This is a genomic window from Mesorhizobium sp. M0751, assembly GCF_040320265.1.
GTDB lineage: Bacteria > Pseudomonadota > Alphaproteobacteria > Rhizobiales > Rhizobiaceae > Mesorhizobium.
Window position 1 is genome coordinate 358,863 of the sequence record NZ_JAMYPH010000004.1, and the last position, 14,626, is coordinate 373,488.

The window sequence follows — 14,626 nt, forward strand, 5'->3', positions numbered from 1 at the left end:
GGCCAGAAATTCAACGACGACCAGCGAAGAACCAACGGAAAAGATCCATGAGCAGCATTCTCACCATCGCCGACCTCAAGGACCTGGCGCGCCGCCGCGTGCCGAAGATGTTCTTCGACTACGCCGATTCCGGCGCCTGGACCGAAAGCACCTACCGCGCCAACGAAGAGGATTTCCAAAAGATCAAGTTCCGCCAGCGCGTGCTTGTCGACATGGACAACCGCTCGCTGGAATCAACCATGATCGGCGAGAAGGTGACGATGCCGGTTGCGCTGGCGCCGACCGGCATGACCGGCATGCAGCATCCGGACGGCGAGATGCTGGCGGCGCAGGCGGCGGAAGAATTCGGCGTGCCGTTCACGCTGTCGACAATGAGCATCTGCTCGATCGAGGATGTGGCCTCGGTGACAAGGAAGCCGTTCTGGTTCCAACTCTATGTGCTGCGCGACAAGGATTTCGTCTTCGATTTGATCGACCGCGCAAAAGCGGCGAAATGTTCGGCGCTGGTGCTGACGCTCGACCTGCAGATCCTCGGCCAGCGCCACAAGGATATCCGCAACGGGCTTTCGGCGCCGCCGCGAATGACGCCGAAGCACCTCTGGCAGATGGCGACAAGGCCGCGCTGGTGCGTCGGCATGGCCGGGACAAAGCGCCGGAGCTTCCGCAACATCGTCGGCCATGCCAAGGGCGTCGGCGACCTCGCCTCGCTGTCGTCCTGGACGAAGGAGCAGTTCGATCCGCATCTGTCATGGAAGGACGTCGCCTGGATCAAGGAACGCTGGGGCGGCAAGCTGATCCTGAAAGGCATTCTCGACAAGGAAGATGCGCTGATGGCGGCCAGAACGGGTGCCGACGCGATCATCGTATCCAACCATGGCGGCCGCCAGCTCGACGGCGCCTCGTCGTCGATCATGGCACTCGAAGAGATCGCCGACGCCGTCGGCGATACGATCGAGGTGCATATGGACGGCGGCATCCGCTCCGGCCAGGACGTGCTCAAGGCGCTGTGCCTCGGCGCCAAGGGCACCTATATCGGCCGGCCTTTCCTGTACGGCCTCGGCGCACTCGGCAAGGAAGGGGTTACCAAGGCGCTGGAAATCATCCGCAAGGAGATGGACATAACGCTGGCACTGTGCGGAAAGCGTCTGGTCACCGACATGGGCAAGGATCAGCTTCGGCGCTAAAGTCCCGTGGCGGCATGACCACGGAGGCGACGCAGGCATTGACGGAGCCCGGCATCAGTTTCTACGAGGCGCGCGGACCGCAAGGCATGCGCCTTTACGCGATCGGCGATGTGCACGGCCGGCTCGATTTGCTGACCGCCATGCACCGGCGGATCGAGGCGGAGCTCAGTCAACGGCCGTCGGTCGATTGGCGCGTGATCCATCTCGGCGATTATGTCGACCGGGGCCCGGACTCCAGGGGCGTCATCGATTTCCTGATCGACGCGCAAAGACGCGATCCGCGTCACCTGATGCTGGCCGGAAATCATGATCTCGGCTTCCTCGATTTTCTCGATGTCCCCGACCCGGACGGTCTGTTCATGCGCTATGGCGGTATCCAGACGGCGCTGTCCTATGGCGTGTCGCTCAGTGGGAGCAGCGCCTGGTTTGGCCGCGCCGATGCGGCATTGCGGCAAGGGCACGCCGCACTGGTCGAGGCGGTGCCGCAGAACCATGTCGAGTTCCTGCGCTCGCTGCCCTTCTCAGTGACGTTCGGCGATTTCTTCTTCTGCCATGCCGGCATCAGGCCCGGCGTTGCGCTGGAAAGCCAGAGCCGGCAGGACCTGATCTGGATCCGCGAGGTCTTCCACGACCACACCGGTCTTCATCCCAAGATCGTGGTGCACGGCCATACGCCGGTGCCCAAGGCCGAGATCACCGGCAACCGCGTCAATGTCGACACACTCGCCTGGCAGTCGGGAAACCTCACCGCACTCGTGGTGGACGGTGCGGACAAGCATATCCTGACAGTCACGGGTGAGCGGGCTTAGTTGATATTCAGCCGAAGCCGCGACGCTTGAGTCACGGCAGAGATCCCAGGGCCTGCGCTCCGCTTCGCGTTCGCGGCGCGCTGGACGACGAAGGCTAGCGAAGCGCGGCGGTGACGCCGTAGCCGTCGACGGCATTGTGGTCGTTGGCCGCGTCGGCGGAATAAATGCCGAGGCCGCACAACACGATAGCCGACAACATGACAAAGGACAAAAAGGCTGCTTTCACGGACGTCATCTCTTGTTGAGCTTCCTGCATCTATGCACGAGCGGGTTACCAATGCGTTGAAACGCAAAACACGTCGCAAATGTCTGACGGTTTCGCGCTTCTAGGCATGTTCTGTATCGGCGGTGTGTCGCGCGGGTCACAGGAAAGGTTCATCGCGGTTGCACGCAAGATGCAGAGCGGGCGCCTTTTAGGCTGGCCGACAGACACAGGCCAAGGATGAAACGCGTTATCCCCGGAGGATTTGCCGCCGCGTGCCAAATATGCAACGTCGCCAACTACGCTGACTGTATGAGCCGTCAGATCGTCGCCACCCAGGCGCGGGCGATGGCCAGGCCGGCGGCATCGGCTTGCGGTCCGTTGCGGGCCATTTCATCGTCGAGCCGGACGGCCCATTCAGGATGCCGCTCGGCGATCAGCGGTGCGAAGGAGGTGCTCCAGTCGCGAACCATCGGCCGGTCGGCCTCGAAATGGAACTGGAAGCCGTAGACCGCGCGGCCGATGCGGAACGCCTGGTTCTCGGCGACGGCGTTGCCGGCCAGTCGCACGGCCCTCTCGGGCAAGACAAAGGTGTCGTCGTGCCATTGGAAGATCGGAAATTTTTCGGGCAAGGCGGCGAGCACCGGATCAGCCTGCGCCGCCGCGGTAAGCGCGACCTCCTGCCAGCCGAATTCCGAGGCACCGCCTATCTGGTTCTCGCCGCCAAAGGCGCGCGCTACCAACTGGCTGCCAAGGCAGATGCCGAGCACCGCGCGATCCCTCTCGCCAAAGTCGCGCGTCAGGTCGAGCAGGCCCGGAAAATAAGGGCAGAGCTCGTCATCCAGCGCATTCTGGGCGCCGCCGAGCACCACCATGGCGTCATGCCCGCCGCTAGCTTGCGGCAGCGCGTCGCCGCGATAGGGCCGGCGCAGGTCGATATCGGCGCCCGCCTCGACCAGCGCCGCGCCGATCTGGCCAAGGCCCTCATTGTCGAAGTTCTGGACCACCAAGACCCGCATCGAAACCTGCTGACATGAAATTGATGCAACGAGCGATATCATGGCGCCAGCATTGCAGCCAACAGGGAACGCCTATGCCACTGCAAAACCGGGTCGATCCGTTCGGCGCCATCCATGCCGTGCCGGAGCGCGGCCTGTTCATGGGCAATCGCGGCATTATTCACGACCCCGAGACGAGAACGCTGTTGAAGAAGCGCTGGGCGCTGCAAGCCTGGATCATCTGCGTCTGCGAATACCGCAACGTGCGGCGAGAGCCGATGGGGCGCAACCGGCAAAGCGACGACCAATTGGGCGGCAAGGCCGGCTGGACCGAGCTGTTTTTCCTCGACGAGGTGACGGCACTTGCCGCCGGGCACCGGCCCTGCTTCTTCTGCCGGCGCGAGCGGGCCAGGGATTTTGTCCGGCGTTTCGGCGACGCCTTCGGCATTACCGAGCCGCGCGCGCCGCAACTCGACAAGCGCCTGCACAAGGAGCGCCTGGCCTCGGGCGGACAGGCGCCGAGACTGAAACCGGAGGCGCTTGCGGACTTGCCGGACGGCACGATGATCTCGTCGGGAAACAGGGCGTACGCCCTGTTTGACGGCGCCGCGCTGCCCTGGAGTTTCGGCGGCTATGGCGAACCGGTGGGGTTCGGCGGTTTTACCGACAGTCCAATCCGCCTGCTCACGCCGGCGACAACTGTTTCGGTGCTGCAGAAAGGCTACGAGCCTGTCTGGCATCCTTCCGCCGAGGCTTGACGCCGAGGGTGACGTTGCCGCATTCCTCGGCGATGCGCGCCAATTACAAGATGCAGCGGCTGTTCGTGCCGGACGAGCTTGGACCGGACATCGAGTTCGACGTCGGCTCGCAGCAGAGCCATTATCTCTCGCATGTGCTGCGGCTCGGCGAAGGCGCCGAGCTTCTGGTCTTCAACGGCCGCGACGGCGAATGGTCGGCGGCAATCGCCGCAAAATCGAAGAAGGCGGTGCGCCTGAAGGTGCTGGCATTGCAGCGGCCGCAGCCGCCGTTGCCCGATCTCGTCTATTGCTTCGCGCCGCTGAAGCAAGGACGGCTCGACTACCTCGTGCAAAAGGCGGTGGAGATGGGCGCCGGCATCCTGCAGCCGGTCATCACCCAGCATACGCAAGTGGCAAAACCCGGCATCGAGCGCCTGCGCGCCAATGTCGTCGAGGCGGCCGAACAATGCGGCATATTGGCGGTGCCGGAGCTGCGCGAAGCGGAAAAATTCGAGCGCCTGCTCAGCAACTGGGACCGAGAGCGGCGGCTGATCTTCTGCGACGAGGATGCATCGACCAACAATCCCCTACCGGCATTGCAGGCGGTCCGGGAGGGAAAGCTCGGGCTGCTGGTCGGGCCGGAGGGCGGCTTTTCCGACGAGGAACGCAAGATGCTGAGAGCGCTGCCCTTCGTTACCGCCATTCCGCTCGGGCCGCGCATCCTGCGAGCGGATACGGCGGCGGTGGCAGCTTTGGCGCTGATCCAGGCGACAATCGGTGATTGGTGATCAATTCCCGTTACCCTCTGGCTCAGGATTTTTCGCTTGATCGGCTACTGACATTTCGTCCATCTAGCGCCGGCAGTGGCCGCGTGTCCTTTCGGGCGCGTAAAGGACGCTGTAGCATTTGATTGGGCACCTGATCCCTTCCGAAAATCGAAGCCGGTTTTCGGGGTCATGTGCGGAGGGCTATTATGGCGCGCGATACTACCGATTTCCGGCCGATCGAAGGCGTCGACGAACTCGTCGAGCACCTGGCCGAAGGCAACAAGCCGCGCGACAAATGGCGCATCGGCACCGAGCACGAGAAATTCCCGTTCTATGTCGACGGCAATGCGCCGGTGCCCTATGGCGGCGAGCGCGGCATCCGCGCCATCCTCGAAGGCATGCAGGACAAACTCGGCTGGGACCCGATCATGGACGCCGGCCGCATTATCGGCCTGGTCGAGCCGACCGGCCAGGGCGCGATCTCGCTGGAACCAGGCGGCCAGTTCGAACTGTCCGGCGCGCCGCTGGAGACGATCCACCAGACCTGCCGCGAAGGCAATGCGCATCTGGCGCAGGTACGCGAGATCGCCGAACCGATGGGCATTCGTTTTCTCGGCCTTGGCGGCAGCCCGAAATGGTCGCTGGCCGAGACGCCGAAGATGCCGAAATCGCGCTACGAGATCATGACCCGCTACATGCCCAAGGTCGGCACCAAAGGCCTCGACATGATGTACCGGACCTGCACGATCCAGGTGAACCTCGACTTCGAGAGCGAAGCCGACATGCGCCGCAAGATGCAGGTATCGCTGAAGCTGCAGCCGCTGTCGACGGCGCTGTTTGCCAACTCGCCCTTCACCGAAAGCCGGCCGAACGGCTTGCAGAGCTGGCGCGGCGAGATCTGGCGCGACACCGACAATCAGCGCTCCGGCCTGCTCGAATTCTGCTTCTCGCCCGATTTCGGCTTTGCCGACTATGTCGAATGGGCGCTCGACGTGCCGATGTATTTCGTCATCCGCGACGGCCAGTACCATGACATGACGCACATCACCTTCCGCCAGTTCATGGCGGGCGCCGCCCGCAACGAACTGCCGGACGGGCTGCCGACGATGGGCGACTGGGCTAACCATCTGTCGACGCTGTTCCCGGACGTGCGGCTGAAGCGCTTTCTCGAAATGCGCGGCGCCGATGGCGGGCCTTGGCGGCGCATCTGCGCGCTGCCGGCCTTCTGGGTCGGGCTGCTCTACGATGCGGCGGCGCTCGACGCCGCCGAGGCGCTGACCTCGAGCTGGAGCTACGACGAAGTGCTGGCAATGCGCAACGCGGTGCCGGAACACGGCATTTCGGCGCCCTTCCGCAACACGACGTTGCGCGAGATCGCCCGCGACGTGCTCGTCATCTCGCGCATGGGACTGAAGAACCGTGGCCGCAAGAACCGCGACGGCTACGACGAGACGTCGTTCCTCAACACGCTCGACGAGGTCGTCGCGCGCGGCACGACCAGCGCCGAAGAGATGCTGGCGGCCTACCACACACGCTGGGGCGGCTCGATCGAGCCTGTGTTCATGGAATACGCGTATTAACGCTTCGCTATCCGCTTGGCCGGTGGTCCGGCAAATTCGCTTCAATCAGTGATGGAAACGAACTAGGCTTCTCCAACGAGGATTTTCCCGGAGGAGAAAACAATGCCTTCCTTGTTCGATATTCTGGCGCAGTCCCAGAACGGCAACGGCATGCAGGCGCTGGCCCAGCAGTTCGGGCTGTCGCAGCAGCAGACGCAGGCGGCGGTCGCGGCGCTGCTGCCGGCCTTTTCGCAGGGACTGAAGCGCAACACAGCGGATCCTTATGGACTCGGCTCCTTCATGACGGCGATGGCCAGCGGCCAGCACGCCAAATATTTCGAGGATGCAAGCCGGGCCTTCTCGCCGCAGGGTCTCGATGAAGGCAACGGCATTCTCGGCCATCTGTTCGGCTCGAAGGACCTGTCACGCGCAGTCGCCAGCCAAGCCGCGCAGGCGAGCGGTGTCAGCCAGCAGGTCCTGCAGCAGATGCTGCCGGCAATCGCCTCGATGATGATGGGCGGGCTGTTCAAGCAGACCACCAACCAGCTGGGCGGACAGATGCATGCGGCAGGCGGCGGCGGCAATCCGCTCGGCGAGCTCATCGAGCAGATGATGCGGCAGGCGGGCGGCGGCGGCCAGGCGCCGGCCCCTCAGCCTGCGGGCCCCACGGATAACCCCCTCGGCAAGGTGCTGCAGGATATGTTCGGCGGGCAGCAGCCGCAACAGACGCAGAGCCCTTACGGCGACAACCCGCTCGGCAAGGTGTTGCAGGACATGTTCGGCGGTGGGCAGCAGCCGCAAAGCCAGCCGCAGCAGACACAGAACCCTTATGGTGACAATCCGCTCGGCAAGGTGCTGCAGGATATGTTCGGCGGCGGCGCACAGCAGCCCGAGCAGCCGCAAAACCAACCCCAGCAAACACAGAACCCTTATGGTGACAATCCGCTCGGCAAAGTGCTGCAGGACATGTTCGGCGGTGGCGCACAGCAGTCTCAGCCGCGTCAGGCGCCGCAGCAACCCCAGGCGCCGCAGCCGCAGGCCAATCCGAGCGGCAGGCCGAGAAATCCGTTCGACGACCTGTTCGGCAAGATGTTCGAGACGGGCGCCCAGCAGCGCGACGACTACCAGAAAGGCATGGAGTCGATCTTCGACCAGTTCAAGCAGGGCATGGGCCGGCGGTAGGGCTTGTCATCTCGATAAAAATCGCGATGCGGCCTGTCAGTGTCGCCCAAAAAGAAAGCCCGGTCCTGGGAGGACCGGGCAGCGCGCAGGCTGGCCGGGGGGATCCGGCAGGGAGTGGGGAGCCTGCGTAACTTGGTGGCGTCGTGCCTCAAAAAGGTTCAATGCGACCAAAATCGCGAAGTTGTGCGATCAGGCCACCTTGCGGGCAAGATCCTCGATCCTTTCGGCGCGCTCGATGGCGATAACGCGAAGCCGTTCGGTCGGATCGCGGCCAAAGGGCACACCGACGGCGACATGCAGGTCGGCGCGGGTCAGGCCGATGTCGGCGAGCTCGGCATCCGACATCTCGCCGAGGCGATAAAAGGCGCGGCGGTTTTTCCAGGCGCGGTAAACATTGGCAGCGGCATTGGCCACGCGCGTCGCAACGGCCGGACGCGAAGTGATGCGCGAGGTCTCGGTAGCGAAATCAAACGTAGCCATGTCGGTCTCCTTCACATTCAAACGGGCGAAACCGGTCGATCGGGCGCTGGCGACAGCGGCCGTTCCGGCTTCGATTCACATGCCTTCATGTGGACAATGCGAATTTGCCACGGCGCGATTGATTAATCCAACGAATGTTTCTAATCTTTAGCATCAGCATCAATGATGGATTAGGCCGATGAAAGCGCCGCTCGATCTCGATCAGTTGCAGACCTTCATCTCGATTGTCGACACCGGCAGCTTTACCCGCGCGGCGGAAGCGGTGCATCGGACCCAGTCTGCGGTGTCGATGCAGATGCGGCGGCTGGAGGAACGGATCGGCAAGCCGCTGTTCGAAAAAGACGGCCGCACCAACAGGCTGACCGAGGAAGGCGACCGGCTGCTCTCCTACGCAAGGCGGCTGCTCTATCTCAACAAGGAAACACTGGCCGCATTCGACGACCGCCGGCTCGAAGGCACCATCCGCATCGGCACGCCGGACGACTATGCCGATCGCTTCCTGCCCGAGATCATGGCGCGGTTTGCCCGTTCCAATCCGCATGTCGAACTGACCGTTATCTGCGAGCCGACGCCGGGACTGGTCGAACACATCAAGCGCGGCAATCTCGACCTGGCGCTGGTGACGCACAACGACGCGCGCGGCCAGTCGGAAGTGGTGCGGCGCGAACCGCTGTTGTGGGTCACCTCGGCCAACCATGCGACGCATGAGCAGCCGATCCTGCCGATGGCCTTCGGCCGGCCGAACTGCATCTGGCGGCGCGCCGCCGCCGACGTGCTCGACCAGCAGAACCGCGACTACCGCATCCTGTTCACCAGCTTCTCCGCCACCGTCATCGCCGCCGCGGTGCTTTCCGGCCTGGCGATCTCGGTGCTGCCGGAATGCGCGCTCAGGCCCGGCATGCGGGTGCTGGGCGAGGCCGACGGTTTCGGCGCCCTGCCCGATTGCCGCATCGGCATCATGCGCGGCCAGACCTCGCGGCCGGAAATCGTCGATGCGCTCGCGCGCCACATTTCGGAAAGCCTCGACAACATTTCCGTGCCGCTCGGCGAAGAGACCGGCACGTTCGACTTCGCCGCCCTCGCCTTCGCCAAGATGAAGCGGACCAAACCGAACCAGATCCTGCCAGGCTGGTGAGGGATCGCGCGATTGGGGCGGACATCGAACACGGCCGCCTTGACGGCGGGCAACAACCGTCCCCCAATCGGCCGATGAGCGACGCAGCATCCGAATCACGCACCAACGCCACCGAATATACAGTGAGCGAGATTTCCGGCGCGCTGAAGCGTACGGTCGAGGACGTCTTCGGCAATGTACGGGTGCGCGGCGAGATTTCCGGCTATCGCGGACCGCATTCCTCCGGCCATGCCTATTTCTGCCTGAAGGACGATCGCGCGCGGCTCGACGCCGTGGTGTGGAAGACCACGATGAGCCGGCTGAAATTCCGTCCCGAGGAAGGCATGGAGGTGATCGCCACCGGCCGGCTGACCACTTATCCCGGAAAGTCGAACTACCAGATCGTCATCGACAATCTCGAGCCGGCCGGTGCCGGTGCGCTGATGGCACTGCTGGACGAGCGCAAGCGCCGGCTGCAGGCCGAAGGCCTGTTCGACGCGGCGCGCAAGCGCCGGCTGCCGTTCATGCCGCGCGTCATTGGCGTCGTCACCTCGCCGACAGGCGCCGTCATCCGCGACATCATCCACCGCATCAAGGACCGGTTTCCGCTGCACGTGCTGGTCTGGCCGGTGCGGGTGCAGGGCGAGACGGCGGGTGCGGAAGTGACCGCTGCCGTCAACGGCTTCAACGCACTGCCATGGGACGGCGCCATCGCGCGGCCCGACCTGTTGATCGTGGCGCGCGGCGGCGGCAGCCTGGAGGATCTGTGGGGCTTCAACGACGAAGCGCTCGCCCGGGCCGTCGCCGCTTCGGGCATTCCGGTGATTTCGGCCGTCGGCCACGAGACCGACTGGACGCTGATCGATCTGGCGGCGGATGTGCGGGCGCCGACGCCGACAGGCGCCGCCGAGATCGCCGTGCCGGTCAAGGTCGACCTCGAAGCAACGCTTGCCGGCCTTGGCGCGCGGTTGAAGACCGCACTGTCGCGCAATTTCGAACGCAAGCGGCAGGCGGCACGCGCAGCCGCCCGGGCGCTGCCCTCGCCGGACCAGTTGCTGGCGCTGCCGCGGCGGCGCTTCGACGAGGCGACGAGCCGGCTCGGCCGGGCGCTGTCGGTCAGCGTCGAGCGCAAGCGGGGCAGGCTTCTGGGGCAGCGGCTGACGCCGGCGACTTTGTCGCGACGCATGAATGAAGCGCGCACGCTGACCCGCCGCGACCTTGCCCGTGCGCAAGCGGCGTTCTTCGCCATCGTGCGCGAGCGTCGGGCGCGGTTTTCGCGCACGGCGGCCAGACTGTCACCGGCGCCGATCGCTAGACGGCAGAAACTGCAAGGCGATGCCCTGCTGGCACTGACACGGCGGCAGGACCAGGCGATTTCGCGGCGGCTGGACCGGCTGCGTGGAAAGCTGACGCAGGCCGACCGGCTACTGGCGACGCTCTCGCACAAGGCCGTGCTGGCGCGAGGCTTCGCGCTGGTCAAAGATGCGGACGGCGCGGTGATCAAGCATGCGGCGGAAGTCGCGTCGGGAATGGCGCTTTCGCTGGAGTTCGCCGACGGCACCGCCGATGCAGTCGCCATCAGTGGCACGGCGCGGCCGAAGACGGTTGCCAAGCCCGCGGCCAAGCTCAAGGCACCGGGCGGCCAAGGTTCGCTTTTCTGAGGAAGACCAAGACTTTTTGAGGGTGAAATGACCGACCCGCATCTTGCGACGCCCTCGGGCAAACTGCGCGCCCGTGCCTTCGCGATCCCATTCGATGGCATGCCAGGCCGCTTCAATGCCATCACCGATGTGCCCGGCGTGACGGTCGGCTATACGACGCTGGTCTCGGGGGACGGACCGCTCCTCGTCGGCAAGGGTCCGGTACGCACCGGCGTGACCGCGATCCTGCCACGGCCCAGAGACGAGTTGGCCGTCCCTGCGTTTGCCGGCGTGTTCAGCGCCAATGGCAATGGCGAGCTGACCGGCTCACATCTGATAGAGGAGCTCGGAGCGTTCAATCTTCCCATCACCATCACCAACACGCATTCCTGCGGCGTCAGCCGCGACGCAACGCTGCGCTGGATGCAGACGGTGCTGCCGCAAGCGCTAGACAGCGCCTGGGCGCTGCCGGTGGCGGGTGAGACCTATGACGGCTTTCTCAACGACATCAACGGCCACCATGTAAGCTTCGAGCACGTGTTTTCCGCGCTCGATACGGCTGAAACCGGGCCGATCGAAGAGGGCAGCGTCGGCGCCGGCACCGGCATGATCACCTTCGGCTTCAAGGCAGGGTCCGGCACATCCTCGCGCAGCGTCGAGTGGAACGGAGAGCGTTTTACGATCGGCTGCTTCGTCCAGTCGAATTTCGGTGCACGGCGAAACCTCGTGATCCGTGGCATCAGGGCCGGAGCGGAACTCGCCGAACCGGCGATCCGGGACAACACGCCGCGAGCGGAAAAGAGCTCGATCATCGCGATCGTCGCCACCGACGCGCCATTCATGCCGCATCAGATGAAACGGCTGGCGAAACGCGTGCCGCTCGGCGTCGCGCTGACCGGCGGCTATGGATACAATTCGTCCGGCGATATTTTTCTGGCCTTCAGCACGGCCAATGCCGATGCGGCGCACGGTGCAGCCGGCAAATTGGCCAGCGCCGGCTATATACCGGATGCCGACATCAACCCGTTCTTCGACGCCGTGGTTCAGAGCGTGGAGGAAGCAATCCTCAACGCTCTGGTCGCCAATGAAGACATGACCGGGCGCGACGGCAATTTCGTGCCGACGTTGCCGAAAGCATGGCTCGAGGAGAGATTTGGCAAGCTTGCGCGGTGATACGCTCGCGCAACTGCATCAGACAGGCGTTGATGGCCCGGCAGGGTTCAGCCGGGGCGATCCTTCAGCCAGCAGGCTTGTTCGAATGCAGCTCGTCCTGCTCGGCCTCGGCCGCCTCTTCGAGCCTCGAAGCAATGAGCTCCTGGATGTCGCCGACTTCTTCCTGAATATCCTCCAGGGGTATGCCGGCTTCGGCGGCCTTGGCCGCACATTCCCTGGCGAGGGTCTCGGCCTGCTTCTCGATCCTGGCTGGCGAGGGCTGGCAGTGGACTTTTTCGCCAATCCACCCGCGCAGGAACTCGATTGCGTGTTCACTCATACTGCTGTTTCCCTAGCGGCTATGCCGGTTGGTAATCATAAACGTCGGCATCTTCGAAAAGATGCGTGCTGCCATTCGAGCCGAGTCGGCTTCGCCCGGCAAGCCGAACTTGTCCGAGGTCCACAGAGCTGAAGGGAATGGAGGGTTCAAGGAGCACGTTCTAGTTCTTGAGGACTGATTCTCTCGAGGAAACTCGTTCGACCCGCGCTATTGTTTCTATTCGCTTTTTTTCGGTTTTCAAGCCGTTTTAGATCACAATAGATGTCGCAATGTTTACCGCGCTCTCGCCGGCACAATTCAAGGTCAGCCATCGAAGCCGCCGCTATATAGTGACAACCATTTGCAATGTCGACTCTGCTCGCGGTCCTGCTTCTTTCCGCCGCGCTTGCTGGGAGATATGTGGTGTGACGGACCTTGCAGTGCAAACTGCGGAGCGCCTCATGCATGGCATGCAGTAGCGTCTTGTGGAACTCTGAAGTGCTTGTCTCAGGATGCCTCTCTACCGCTGGCGGTAAAGGATCATGCCGGCATGATAAAGGACGCCTTCGACGAACTCACCATCTGCGGTAAAACCCGTATCGTCCCAGTATTCTATGTGGTTGCCCTGTACTTCATAGCGTCCCCGGTAGGCGCTCTCGCGGTCACCACGCGCCTCGTCATAACGGCCGTTCGGCAGGAGTTCGTGTCTGATATGGCGATCCTCGGTGACCCACATTCCGACATAGGGATGATCTTGGTGCGTCATTGGTTCCTCCGCACGGATTGGAGTTTGGGGAAGGGGCAGGCCGGTTGGAGCTACCGCAAGGGCAATACCCGTAAGCACTGCGGCCAAAGTGGATCGCATCAATGGGCCGCCTTCGTCGGACGCACGACGATCTCGTTGACGTCGACATCGTCGGGCTGTTCGATTGCGTAGCGCACTGCCCTGGCAATGGCATCGGGTTGCAGGGCAATAGCACGCCAGGTTTTCATGGCGGCAGCAGCGGCCTCGTCGGAAATCGTGTTCGCCAGTTCGCTTTCCACCACGCCAGGATGAATGCAGGTTACGCGGATACCGTCACTCTCCTGGCGGAGCCCATCGGAAATCGCGCGGACAGCGTATTTCGTTGCGCAATAGACGGCAGCCGTGGGCGAGACGGCCAGTGCGCCAATGGAACCGATATTGATGATATGCCCGGAGCCACGTGCCGTCATCTCAGGCAGGACCGCCGCGATGCCGTACAGAACGCCCTTGACGTTGACGTCCACCATCAGCTCCCACTCGTCGACCTTCATGGCTGCCATGGCCGACAGCGGCATGACGCCCGCATTGTTGACGATGACATCGACCTGGCCCCATTCGGCCCGGGCGGCATCGGCGAATGCTGCGACGTCCGCCCTCCTGGTGACGTCGAGTGCTCGCACGCGAACCGTTCCACCAGCCGCCTCGATTTCGGCCGCAAGCGCTTCGAGGCGGTCGGTGCGGCGTGCGCCGAACATCAGCTTCGCACCTGCCGCGCCAAGCTCGCGGGCAATGCCAGCTCCGATGCCGCTGGAGGCACCGGTGATCAGAACAACTTTGTTCATGGTCATCGAGTTGATCCTTTTGGTCCTGTGATTATTTTCACGATGTGAAGGGATGGGGTGCGGGTGAGCTCCCGCGGTGCGCTGGCCCTATTGGGGACTCACTGGGCGGTGTAGCCGCCATCGACCAGAAGCAAGGCCCCGGTGATGAAGCTGGACGCCGGCGAGGCAAGAAAGGCGATTGCCTCGGCAACTTCTTGCGGCTGGCCGATCCGGCCGATCGGATGCGCATCGCCGAAGCTGCGCAGCATCTCCCGGCCATTCTCCACCACGCCTTCCATGATGTCGGTTTCGATCACGCCAGGGGCAACGGCGTTGCAGCGAATGCCCATGCGCCCATATTCGATCGCGATCACCTTGGTCAGCTGTGCGACAGCTGCCTTGGAGGAGGCATAGGCCGCCTGCGTCTCGAAGGCCGCGACCGCCGAGATCGACGAGACATTGACGACCGCGCCGCCTCCACCGGCGACCATCAATTCCACTGCGGCACGGGCGGTGACGAAGCTGCCGCGCGCATTGATCTGCAGGATGCGGTCATAGTCGTCGACCGAGGTCTCCGTCAGACGCTTGTTGAGCGTGCGACCGGCATTGTTCACGACGATGTCCAATCGCCCGAAGCGCTTCGCCGCGAGTTCGACCGAGCGTCTGGCCAGAGCCTCGTCGGCGACATCGCCGACCAAGATCGCCACATCCTCGGCTTCCAATTCGCGTACGCTGTTGCTGAGATCGCTTGCCACGATCCGGGCGCCCCGCGCCCGCAGCAGTTCCGCCGTGCAGCGGCCGATGCCGCGTGCCGCGCCCGTCACGAGGGCGACTTTTCCATCCAGGTCCCAGGAGGAAGGGAGTGATGTCATGGGATATCTCCTTTGTCGGCCGGCTTCGGCTTGGATCGGGAGGAT

Annotated in this window: 16 protein-coding genes; 9 read left to right on the forward strand and 7 right to left on the reverse strand. The window is 63.7% G+C overall.

Going from position 1 to position 14,626, the window contains the following annotated elements; genetic code table 11:
• Positions 1–47: 47 nt before the first annotated feature.
• Both NKI19_RS09520 and NKI19_RS09525 read left to right on the forward strand, forming a co-directional pair.
• Complete coding sequence (locus tag NKI19_RS09520) at positions 48–1,184, forward strand: alpha-hydroxy acid oxidase (protein ID WP_352475830.1); 1,137 nt, start codon at positions 48–50, stop codon at positions 1,182–1,184.
• Positions 1,185–1,222: 38 nt separating this feature from the next.
• A complete protein-coding gene (locus NKI19_RS09525; protein ID WP_352488580.1) occupies positions 1,223–1,993 on the forward strand; it encodes a metallophosphoesterase in 771 nt (256 codons plus the stop codon).
• Positions 1,994–2,087: 94 nt separating this feature from the next.
• Here the strand turns inward: NKI19_RS09525 and NKI19_RS09530 are convergent, their stop codons facing one another.
• Together NKI19_RS09530 and NKI19_RS09535 are read right to left on the reverse strand one after the other, a co-directional pair.
• Positions 2,088–2,228, reverse strand: coding sequence for a hypothetical protein (locus NKI19_RS09530; RefSeq protein ID WP_292664785.1), 141 nt, complete (start codon positions 2,226–2,228; stop codon positions 2,088–2,090).
• Positions 2,229–2,515: 287 nt separating this feature from the next.
• Complete coding sequence (locus NKI19_RS09535; protein WP_352488349.1) at positions 2,516–3,214, reverse strand: type 1 glutamine amidotransferase; 699 nt, start codon at positions 3,212–3,214, stop codon at positions 2,516–2,518.
• A gap of 74 nt (positions 3,215–3,288) precedes the next feature.
• Here NKI19_RS09535 and NKI19_RS09540 point away from each other — a divergent pair, with 74 nt between their 5' ends.
• The 4 genes from NKI19_RS09540 to NKI19_RS09555 all read left to right on the forward strand — a co-directional run bounded on the left by NKI19_RS09540 (position 3,289) and on the right by NKI19_RS09555 (position 7,438).
• Positions 3,289–3,951 carry a hypothetical protein gene (locus tag NKI19_RS09540; RefSeq protein ID WP_352488348.1) on the forward strand — a complete coding sequence of 221 codons (663 nt, stop codon included), beginning with the start codon at positions 3,289–3,291 and terminating at the stop codon, positions 3,949–3,951.
• Between the two features lie 32 nt (positions 3,952–3,983).
• The gene (locus NKI19_RS09545; RefSeq protein WP_352488578.1) at positions 3,984–4,718 is read left to right on the forward strand and encodes a 16S rRNA (uracil(1498)-N(3))-methyltransferase; all 735 of its coding nucleotides are present in this window, start codon (positions 3,984–3,986) and stop codon (positions 4,716–4,718) included.
• Positions 4,719–4,903: 185 nt separating this feature from the next.
• Entirely contained in the window at positions 4,904–6,277 is a 1,374-nt protein-coding gene (locus NKI19_RS09550; RefSeq protein WP_352564860.1) for a glutamate--cysteine ligase, read from the forward strand.
• Positions 6,278–6,379: 102 nt separating this feature from the next.
• Positions 6,380–7,438, forward strand: a complete 1,059-nt coding sequence (locus tag NKI19_RS09555) for a DUF937 domain-containing protein (RefSeq protein ID WP_352564862.1) — start codon at positions 6,380–6,382, stop codon at positions 7,436–7,438.
• Positions 7,439–7,627: 189 nt separating this feature from the next.
• Here NKI19_RS09555 and NKI19_RS09560 read toward each other — a convergent pair whose 3' ends face one another.
• Positions 7,628–7,918, reverse strand: coding sequence for a DUF1127 domain-containing protein (locus tag NKI19_RS09560; RefSeq protein ID WP_352488345.1), 291 nt, complete (start codon positions 7,916–7,918; stop codon positions 7,628–7,630).
• Between the two features lie 178 nt (positions 7,919–8,096).
• Between NKI19_RS09560 and NKI19_RS09565 the strand changes: the two genes are divergently transcribed.
• From NKI19_RS09565 to NKI19_RS09575, 3 genes are all read left to right on the forward strand, one after another.
• Positions 8,097–9,053 carry a LysR substrate-binding domain-containing protein gene (locus tag NKI19_RS09565; RefSeq protein ID WP_023716458.1) on the forward strand — a complete coding sequence of 319 codons (957 nt, stop codon included), beginning with the start codon at positions 8,097–8,099 and terminating at the stop codon, positions 9,051–9,053.
• 74 nt (positions 9,054–9,127) lie between these two features.
• A complete protein-coding gene (gene xseA / locus NKI19_RS09570) occupies positions 9,128–10,693 on the forward strand; it encodes an exodeoxyribonuclease VII large subunit (RefSeq protein WP_352488344.1) in 1,566 nt (521 codons plus the stop codon).
• 27 nt (positions 10,694–10,720) lie between these two features.
• Complete coding sequence (locus NKI19_RS09575) at positions 10,721–11,845, forward strand: DmpA family aminopeptidase (protein ID WP_352488343.1); 1,125 nt, start codon at positions 10,721–10,723, stop codon at positions 11,843–11,845.
• Between the two features lie 64 nt (positions 11,846–11,909).
• On the opposite strand, the gene NKI19_RS09580 is transcribed toward NKI19_RS09575, so the two are convergent.
• The 4 genes from NKI19_RS09580 to NKI19_RS09595 all read right to left on the reverse strand — a co-directional run bounded on the left by NKI19_RS09580 (position 11,910) and on the right by NKI19_RS09595 (position 14,581).
• A complete protein-coding gene (locus NKI19_RS09580; RefSeq protein ID WP_352488342.1) occupies positions 11,910–12,164 on the reverse strand; it encodes a hypothetical protein in 255 nt (84 codons plus the stop codon).
• A gap of 499 nt (positions 12,165–12,663) precedes the next feature.
• Positions 12,664–13,008 carry an Atu4866 domain-containing protein gene (locus tag NKI19_RS09585; RefSeq protein ID WP_352488341.1) on the reverse strand — a complete coding sequence of 115 codons (345 nt, stop codon included), beginning with the start codon at positions 13,006–13,008 and terminating at the stop codon, positions 12,664–12,666.
• Positions 13,008–13,736: an SDR family oxidoreductase gene (locus NKI19_RS09590; RefSeq protein WP_352488339.1), complete on the reverse strand. Its 729-nt coding sequence runs from the start codon at positions 13,734–13,736 to the stop codon at positions 13,008–13,010. Before NKI19_RS09590 ends, NKI19_RS09585 begins: the two co-directional genes overlap by 1 nt.
• 92 nt (positions 13,737–13,828) lie before the next feature.
• Positions 13,829–14,581: an SDR family NAD(P)-dependent oxidoreductase gene (locus tag NKI19_RS09595; protein WP_352564864.1), complete on the reverse strand. Its 753-nt coding sequence runs from the start codon at positions 14,579–14,581 to the stop codon at positions 13,829–13,831.
• Positions 14,582–14,626: the final 45 nt, after the last annotated feature.